The organism is Sporomusa sp. (assembly GCF_057736855.1).
In genome coordinates this window covers 1,611-9,476 of sequence record NZ_JBYKYF010000102.1, presented here as the reverse complement: position 1 = coordinate 9,476, position 7,866 = coordinate 1,611, and the positions used below count along the sequence as shown (strand labels likewise).

Here is a 7,866-nt window from a genome sequence, read left to right as displayed (position 1 = left end):
GAACTTGAAAAAGTGGTAATGCTTAAAACCGTTGATGCCAAATGGATGGAACATCTTGATGCCATGGAAATGCTGCGTCAAGGAATTGGCCTTAGAGCATACGGGCAAAAAGATCCGCTCGTTGAGTACAAAATCGAAGGTTACGAGATGTTCCAGCAAATGATGGAATATATCCAGGAAGACATTGTCCGCTATATGTTTAGAGTGAATATTATTTCTCAGGCCCAACCGGAAGATCATCTCGCCGGAGCTAGTGCTACCCGTGGCGGTGAGGCAGGCGAAGCACAGTCTCAGCCAGTGGAACCCGTTGTTAATAAGGATACCATCGGGCGCAATGAGCTCTGCCCCTGTGGCAGTGGCAAGAAATATAAGCGCTGCTGCGGCAAGTAAAGTTAGGTTGGATCATCGTAAATTGCGGTAGATAGTAGGAGTTGAAAAGATGCTGTTGGAAGACTTACGTGGGTCGATTGGAGCCTTGGCCCAAAAGCTTGATGAAATGAGGGTTTCTCTTTGACGTAGCTGGAAAATCAGAACGTATCGAGGAACTGGAAGATCGAATGAGTGATCCGGCTTTCTGGGATAACCCTGATGAAGCGCAAAAAATTGCCCAGGAGGTTACTCGGCTAAAAGATAGTATTGCCCAGTATCAGGATATGGTTAACCGTCATAGTGATATGTCTATTTTGTGGCAATTGGGAATGGAAGAACAAGATGAGAGTGTGTATCCTGAGGTAGCACAAGCAATTACCAGTCTTGAACGGGATATCGAGCGTCTTGAACTTTCGCTGATGCTCTCAGGCGAGTATGATGCTAATAACGCCATATTGACGTTGCATGCTGGTGCAGGCGGTACGGAAGCCCAGGATTGGGCGCAAATGCTTCTCAGGATGTATGTCCGTTGGGCGGAAAAGAACAATTACAAAATTGAGACATTGGATTTCCTTGCCGGCGATGAGGCTGGCGTGAAAAGCGTTACCATCATGGTGGCTGGTACTAATGCTTATGGCTACTTAAAAGCAGAAAAAGGTGTTCACCGCTTGGTACGAATTTCGCCGTTTGATGCCAGCGGACGTCGTCACACGTCGTTTGCCGCAGTGGATGTCATGCCGGAAATTGATGATTCGGTGGAAATTGAAATTAACCCGGCAGACCTAAGAGTTGATACTTTCCGGGCTAGTGGTGCCGGCGGTCAGCATATTAATAAAACCGATTCTGCTGTCCGTATGACCCACTTGCCGACAGGGATTGTGGTACAATGCCAAAGTGAACGGTCACAAATTCAAAACCGCGAGCAGTGCCTGCGGTTGTTACGGGCTAAGCTGTTTGAACTGGAACGGCAAAAGCAAGAAGAAAAGAAGGCCGAATTAGGCGGCGAATATCAGGCCATAGAATGGGGCAGCCAGATTAGGTCTTATGTGTTTCATCCATACAATCTTGTTAAAGATCATCGGACAGGCGCGGAGACGAGCAATGTGCAGGCTGTTATGGCCGGTGAAATTGACCTGTTTATTGAAGCCTACTTGAAAAGTAATGTAAACCGGTAATCAGTTTCTTAAGGGGGAATTCCCTATGAACCGTTTTACCAGAATCATCCTGTTTATGATGATGGTTATAGCCGCCGTACAAATGATATTGCCCAAAGTCGTATCAGAAGCTGTGGCTCAGGGGCTGCGTGAATTGACTGGCAGCAAGCAGGTGACGGCTAAGGTTGAAAAGAATCCGGCCATTCTCATGCTTGGCGGTAAATTTGATAAAGTAACGGCAGATGTCAGTGAGGTAAAAACCGACAAAATTACCTTTCGGACGATGCAAATTAGCCTCACTGGCGTAGATGTTGATATTCAGTCTTTATTAATCAGTCGTAAACTGGTGTTTGAGCAGCTAACCGATGTAGCAATTATGGCAACACTTAGTCAGGAAGAACTGGCTGCATTTCTTAACAGCTCAGTAAAAGGGATTAAACATGCGGTTGTAAGTATAGACTCTGGTAAAGTCGAGGTCAGCAGTGCTTTGACGTTAGGCGGATTTGCTCGTGTCGATGTCAAGCTCGAGGGGCGGATTGTCGGTGACCGTGAAAATCAGCGGATCACGTTTGTCACCGACCGATTTTTGTTAAACAATACGCCTGTAGGCAATATTGCCGGATCTCTGTTAACCGAAATACAGCTGGTTGACCTCAAGAAACTTCCATTTGGTGTGAACGTACGTGATATCGTTATGGAAGCTGGTCAAGTTATTATTTATACTGATAACCGGGAATAGTAATAAAAATAGAACACTTGAAACGTATTCGACAGTTTCAAAAAGGTGGAGAGATTTTTGTCAACCTTTCGCTATAATAAATGGCTAATTGCCTTGATTATCCTTGGCCTATTGGCTTCGCTCACCATTAATTGGCAGCGTCATACGGTTGAACATGCCAATTCTACTGTGGAACTGGTCATGGATTATGAAGATCTCATGGAATTAGCATTAATGGAAGGCGTTGAGCCGCTGCATGTATTTCAACAATGTAAAGAAGCTGGCATTACTTCTTTAGCCGTATATGAGACTACCCTGGAAAAACTGAATAAAAGCGGCAAGATCACTGCTTTGTCTGGGGCGGATATTCTCCACCAAGACCGTATCGGTACGCTGAATGATGCTTTTTGGCGCAGGTTAATTGCTGGTGGCAAAATCAACGCTGAGGATGTATATGTTGTCGGCCAGGATAGACAAGTTTTTTTAGAGGTAATGAGTGATTTACAGCGGCGATTAAGTCCTGACAGGGTAATGCTGCTAGCCGACGGTGACCGCCCAGTATTGGCGGTAAAAGCCAATTTTGAGAAAGTGGTAAAATGGAATTTGGGTTTGCCAACTGATGAACTTAAGGCTGTTGAAGACATGGGCTTTTATGTAGTTGCCCGTCCAACCAACTATACGAAAGTGACCGCCGATGATGTCAATGCTGTATTTGAGCGTTTGGCTAGTATTAAGAACCTTTCAGCCATTATGTTTTCCGGAGATGAGGTACTAGGTTACCCGGATTTGTTGCCGCTGACGGTCAGCCATTTTAAAGACCGCCAATTGACATTGGCCATGATTGAACACCCATTACAGCTGCAGTTTTTTAAGCAAGAAGGCTTAATGCAGCTTGCAACGGCTCTAAACTATCAAGCAGCCCGGGTGTATGCCATTCCCAAAGATGAGCAGCCTAAACTAAAAATGAGTGATGCCGTTCATCGCTGGACAGTTACCGATCAGGAACGCAATATTCGTATGAATCTGCTGCGGAAGTATAATAAGCCTGAACCTGGCATGACGCTTGTAGAAACCAACCTGAAATATATCTCAGATACTAAACAAGCGCTGCTGGCAGAAGGGTTTTCTCTGGGAAGGGCTGCGACTTATCAGCCTTACTTTGCTTCACCTTGGCTCCTAGCGTTGGTTGTGCTTGGGGCTACGGCTGCTGGTATTTTGTTGTTATTACAGGTGTATCCGCTTGCTGTACGGTGGCAGTATTTGCTTATGGTCATCATCGCAGCTCTGTTAATCTTTCCGATACTTAAAGGTGGCGGTACATTGTGTCGGCAAATGGCAGCGCTGGCCAGTGCCATTTGCTTTCCGGTACTGGCTATGACCTGGCAGCTTGACCGCTGGCGTAAACAGGAGGAAACCGGTCAATGTACTACTTCGTTAGGCCGGATGATTACCGCTGGTGTTGGTGCGCTTACTATTACCACCTTTTTATCGTTAATCGGCGGAATGTATGTTAGCGCTGTTCTTAGTGATGTACGTTTTTTCCTGGAGATGGAAATCTATCGTGGCGTAAAATTAACTTTTGTTGCGCCGCTTATTTTAATTACTATTATTTATTTAACCCGTTACAATTTGTTTGATAAAGTTGAGACCAATGCCCAAGGGTTGTGGCGGCAGATAACCGGTATTATTGAGTATCCGGTAACCATAAAAATCCTTCTCTTGTTTGGCGTTGCCGTTGTAGGTGCCTGGATATTTATTGGTCGCTCCGGACATACGGCCGGAGTGCCTGTGCCAGCCATTGAACTAAAACTTCGGGCTTTGTTAGAGAAGGTCATGTACGCCAGACCACGCAGCAAAGAATTTTTAATTGGTCATCCAGCCTTTTTGTTGGCCGTAATGGCTATCTACCATAAATGGCCGCGGCTTGTCCAATACATCCTGATTGTGGCAGCTACTATGGCGCAGGGTTCACTGGTTGAAACCTTTGCGCATTTAAGAACTCCGGTGTTGATGTCGACAATCCGTGGCCTTGATGGTTTGCTGTTGGGAGCTGTAATTGGCGCAGCGGCTGTGATTGGCGTATATATAATCCAGGTCGTAGCGATCCGGTTGGTGGGAAGGAGTCCGTCAGCCCATGAGTAATATTGTTGTTTCTGGCTATTATGGTTTCGGCAATGCTGGCGATGAAGCCATGCTGGCCGCCATGATTGAGGCTCTGACTGACATTGAACCCAATCTTCATATTACGGTCATTTCTGGAAATCCTGATGATACCAAACGTCGACACGGTGTTGCTGCCGTCTATCGCCTTAATTATCCAGAAATTCTTAAAGTGATGACGAAAAGTCAGCTCTTAATTAGCGGGGGCGGCAGTTTGCTCCAGGACGTGACCAGTGACCGCAGTTTGTATTATTATCTGAGCATTATGCTGATGGCCAAAAAACTAGGAAAACCGGTTATGCTGTATGCGCAGGGGATTGGGCCGGTACAGGGGACGCTGGCTCAGGGGGCCATGCGCTATATTGGCAATATGGTTGACATGATTACGGTTCGCGATGAGGGTTCCTTTGAAGAACTTAAACGGCTGAAGGTAACGGTACCACCTATTTATGTAACAGCCGATCCGGTGTTGGCGATGCATCCGGTAGATCGGCAGATTGGCCGCAATATTTTACGACAACACGGTCTGGAAGGGGTAACGCCACTTGTTGGCATCTCGGTAAGAGAGTGGAAAGAATGGTCGCACTTTAAGCGGGTGTTATCCCACACAGCTGACCGGATGATTGAGGAGTTAGGTGTTCGGGTGGTATTCATTCCGATGCAGTACCCGGATGATCTGGAGGTCTCTAAAAAAATAGCCAGCCGGATGAAATATGAAGCCGCCGTGCTGCCTGGTGAATATACTACTAGTGAGCTGTTGTCACTTGTCGGAAACTTAGATTTGTTAATTGGTATCAGGCTGCACGCGCTAATTTTTGCCGCGGTGATGCATGTGCCGATGGCTGGTATATCCTATGATCCGAAAATTGATCGTTTTCTGGAAACCATTGGCGAGCGGCATGTTGGCACCTTAAAAAGTATTAGCACCGATAGTCTAATGGAAAAAGTGCGCCAATTGTGGGAGGAGCGCAAGCACCCCAACAAACAGCGGGAAGAACGTATTAATTTATTACGAAATAAAGCATTTCAGAATGCCGAATTAGCGCTTAGCCTAGTGAAATAATGTAAACAGGAGGTAGCCATGGTACATTGGAAGTGGCTGCGGGACTATCTGGGAATTGCGCTGGGGACATCCATTACTGCCTTAGCATTAAATATGTTTCTTATTCCTAATAAGGTCGCGGCAGGCGGCACTAGTGGCCTAGCCACAGTACTCCATCATACTTTTGGGCTGCCGGTAGGGATGACCATGATCGCCATGGATCTACCGATGTTTTTACTAAGTGTTAAGCTACTAGGGGCACGTTTCGGTATAAATACGCTGCTGGGTGCAGGCATTTTAGCGTTTACCATAGATCTTACGGCACCTTATGTGCCACTATTAACACAGGATTTATTGCTCAATTCCCTATATGGCGGCGTTCTTTCCGGTATTGGCATGGGCATTGTATTTAAGTTCAAGGGAACTACTGCCGGTACGGATTTAGCGGCTGCCATTATTAATAAATTAACAGGCCTTAGTGTGGGTAAGGCTTTGCTCACGGTTGATCTTTTCGTGATTGCCTTGGCTGGAATTGTGTTTGGTAGCGCAGAACTGTCTTTGTATGGTATTATTTCCCTATTTGTTACTACCCAAATTATTGATTTAGTTCAGGAAGGCCCCAGCGCAGCGAAAGCCTTTTTCATTATGTCACAGTCCTCGCAAGCGGTGGCAGATGCCATCATGCATGAGCTTGGAAGAGGCGTTACGTTATTAGCTGGACGTGGCGGCTACACTCAGGCTGATCGCGAGGTTGTTTTCTGTGTGGTTAGTAACAGAGAAGTTTCGCAGGTGAAAGAACTGGTGTACCGCATTGACTGCCAGGCATTTGTTATTGTTACCGATGCACATGAGGTGTTGGGCAAAGGGTTTAGTACTACTTATTAGTTATATGGGTATATTTATAGCCTATCAGCAATAAAAGAACTTAGGAGGTTGAAAGAATGACACAAACACTTACCCCGGAACAGCTTAAGGAACTGGCTGGACGGGCCAAATCCATCAGACGCAATATTATCAGCATGGTTACCGAAGCCAAGTCCGGCCATCCTGGCGGCTCGTTGTCGGCTACTGATATTTTGGCGGTTCTATATTTTGCTGAAATGAAGGTTGACCCTGCCAACCCTAAGGATGCGAATCGTGACCGCTTTGTTTTGTCTAAAGGTCATGCTGCTCCGGTGCTGTATGCTACTCTTGCGGAAAAAGGCTTTTTACCGGCAGAGGAATTACTCACGTTGCGTAAAATTGACAGCCGACTGCAAGGACATCCGGAAATGAAACATATCCCGGGTGTTGATATGTCGACAGGCTCGTTGGGACAAGGGCTAAGCGCGGCCTGTGGCATGGCGCTGGCTGGTAAGCTGGACGCCAGAGACTATCGGGTATATGCTTTGCTAGGTGACGGCGAATTGGAAGAAGGGCAGATTTGGGAAGCGGCTATGTTTGCTGCCCATTACAAATTGGACAACCTTACGGCCTTTGTTGACTATAATGGTCTGCAAATCGACGGTCCGGTTGCGGAAGTTATGTCACCGTTACCCATTCCTGAAAAATGGCAAGCCTTTGGTTGGCATGTACTGGTTATCGATGGTCATGACTATAATGCTATTTATGATGCCATTCAGACAGCCAAGACAGTAAAAGATAAACCCACCATGATTGTCGCTAAAACCATTAAAGGCAAGGGTGTGTGCAAAATGGAAAATGTCGCCGACTGGCATGGCAAGGCTCCCAGTCGTGAGGAATGTGAACAGTTCCTGGCAGAATTACAGTAATCTGGGAGATAAACAAATGGTGTTTTGACTTCAAACTGAGAGAACGAGGTGTGATATACATATGGCTAATCAATTAGCAACCAGAGAAGCCTACGGTTTAGCCTTAAAAGATCTGGGCGACCGTAATAAAAATGTCGTAGTCCTGGATGCCGACTTATCAAAGTCAACAAAAACCAATGTGTTTGCCAAAGCCTATCCAGATCGGTTCTTCAATGTCGGGATTGCCGAGCAAAATATGATGGGGGTAGCAGCCGGCTTGGCTGCCGCTGGTAAAATTCCGTTTGCCTCAACGTTTGCCATGTTTGCTACCGGCAGAGCTTTTGAACAAATCCGCAACTCTATTTGCTACCCGAAACTCAATGTTAAAATTGCTGCTACGCATGCAGGATTGACTGTGGGCGAGGATGGCGCATCCCACCAATCCATTGAGGACATTGCCGTAATGCGGGCATTGCCAAACATGACGGTGATTGTTCCGGCAGATCCTACAGAAACCAAGCAAGTAATTGAGTTTGCTGCCGAATACCAAGGACCAGTATATATCCGGTTAGGACGAGCACCTGTGCCGAATGTTTTTGGTGAAGCTTATCAATTCCAGCTTGGCAAGGCAGCGTTACTGGCTGACGGTAAGGATGTAACGATTATTGCCTG

The 7,866-nt window shown here is 46.4% G+C and carries 8 protein-coding genes; all 8 read left to right on the top strand.

All coding sequences use genetic code 11. From position 1 onward, the window contains the following. On the top strand, positions 1 to 390 hold a 390-nt coding region (locus tag AC29Z1_RS08545), incomplete at its 5' end, for an SEC-C metal-binding domain-containing protein (RefSeq protein ID WP_488271036.1). A gap of 49 nt (positions 391 to 439) precedes the next feature. After that, a protein-coding gene (gene prfB / locus AC29Z1_RS08540) for a peptide chain release factor 2 (protein ID WP_488271035.1) occupies positions 440 to 1,544 on the top strand; the annotation gives its coding sequence in 2 pieces (ribosomal slippage) (positions 440 to 511 and positions 513 to 1,544; 1,104 coding nt in all). Between the two features lie 25 nt (positions 1,545 to 1,569). Further along, positions 1,570 to 2,262, top strand: a complete 693-nt coding sequence (locus AC29Z1_RS08535) for an LmeA family phospholipid-binding protein (protein WP_488271034.1) — start codon at positions 1,570 to 1,572, stop codon at positions 2,260 to 2,262. A 57-nt stretch (positions 2,263 to 2,319) separates the two neighbouring features. Then, a complete protein-coding gene (locus AC29Z1_RS08530; protein ID WP_488271033.1) occupies positions 2,320 to 4,383 on the top strand; it encodes a DUF5693 family protein in 2,064 nt (687 codons plus the stop codon). Continuing rightward, positions 4,376 to 5,464: a polysaccharide pyruvyl transferase CsaB gene (gene csaB, locus AC29Z1_RS08525; protein ID WP_488271032.1), complete on the top strand. Its 1,089-nt coding sequence runs from the start codon at positions 4,376 to 4,378 to the stop codon at positions 5,462 to 5,464. The genes AC29Z1_RS08530 and csaB overlap by 8 nt, the downstream gene beginning before the upstream one ends. An 18-nt stretch (positions 5,465 to 5,482) precedes the next feature. Continuing rightward, positions 5,483 to 6,328: a YitT family protein gene (locus AC29Z1_RS08520; protein ID WP_488271031.1), complete on the top strand. Its 846-nt coding sequence runs from the start codon at positions 5,483 to 5,485 to the stop codon at positions 6,326 to 6,328. A 56-nt stretch (positions 6,329 to 6,384) separates the two neighbouring features. After that, entirely contained in the window at positions 6,385 to 7,215 is an 831-nt protein-coding gene (locus AC29Z1_RS08515) for a transketolase (RefSeq protein ID WP_488271030.1), read from the top strand. 61 nt (positions 7,216 to 7,276) lie between these two features. Then, positions 7,277 to 7,866 (top strand): transketolase family protein (locus AC29Z1_RS08510; RefSeq protein ID WP_488271029.1); only part of this gene is annotated, 590 nt, incomplete at its 3' end.

Bases quoted from the DNA above. Each gene is read 5' to 3' on its own strand.
- AC29Z1_RS08535 (WP_488271034.1), top strand. From the start codon at position 1,570: ATGAACCGTTTTACCAGAATCATCCTGTTTATGATGATGGTTATAGCC.
- csaB (WP_488271032.1), top strand. From the start codon at position 4,376: ATGAGTAATATTGTTGTTTCTGGCTATTATGGTTTCGGCAATGCTGGC.
- AC29Z1_RS08520 (WP_488271031.1), top strand. From the start codon at position 5,483: ATGGTACATTGGAAGTGGCTGCGGGACTATCTGGGAATTGCGCTGGGG.
- AC29Z1_RS08515 (WP_488271030.1), top strand. From the start codon at position 6,385: ATGACACAAACACTTACCCCGGAACAGCTTAAGGAACTGGCTGGACGG.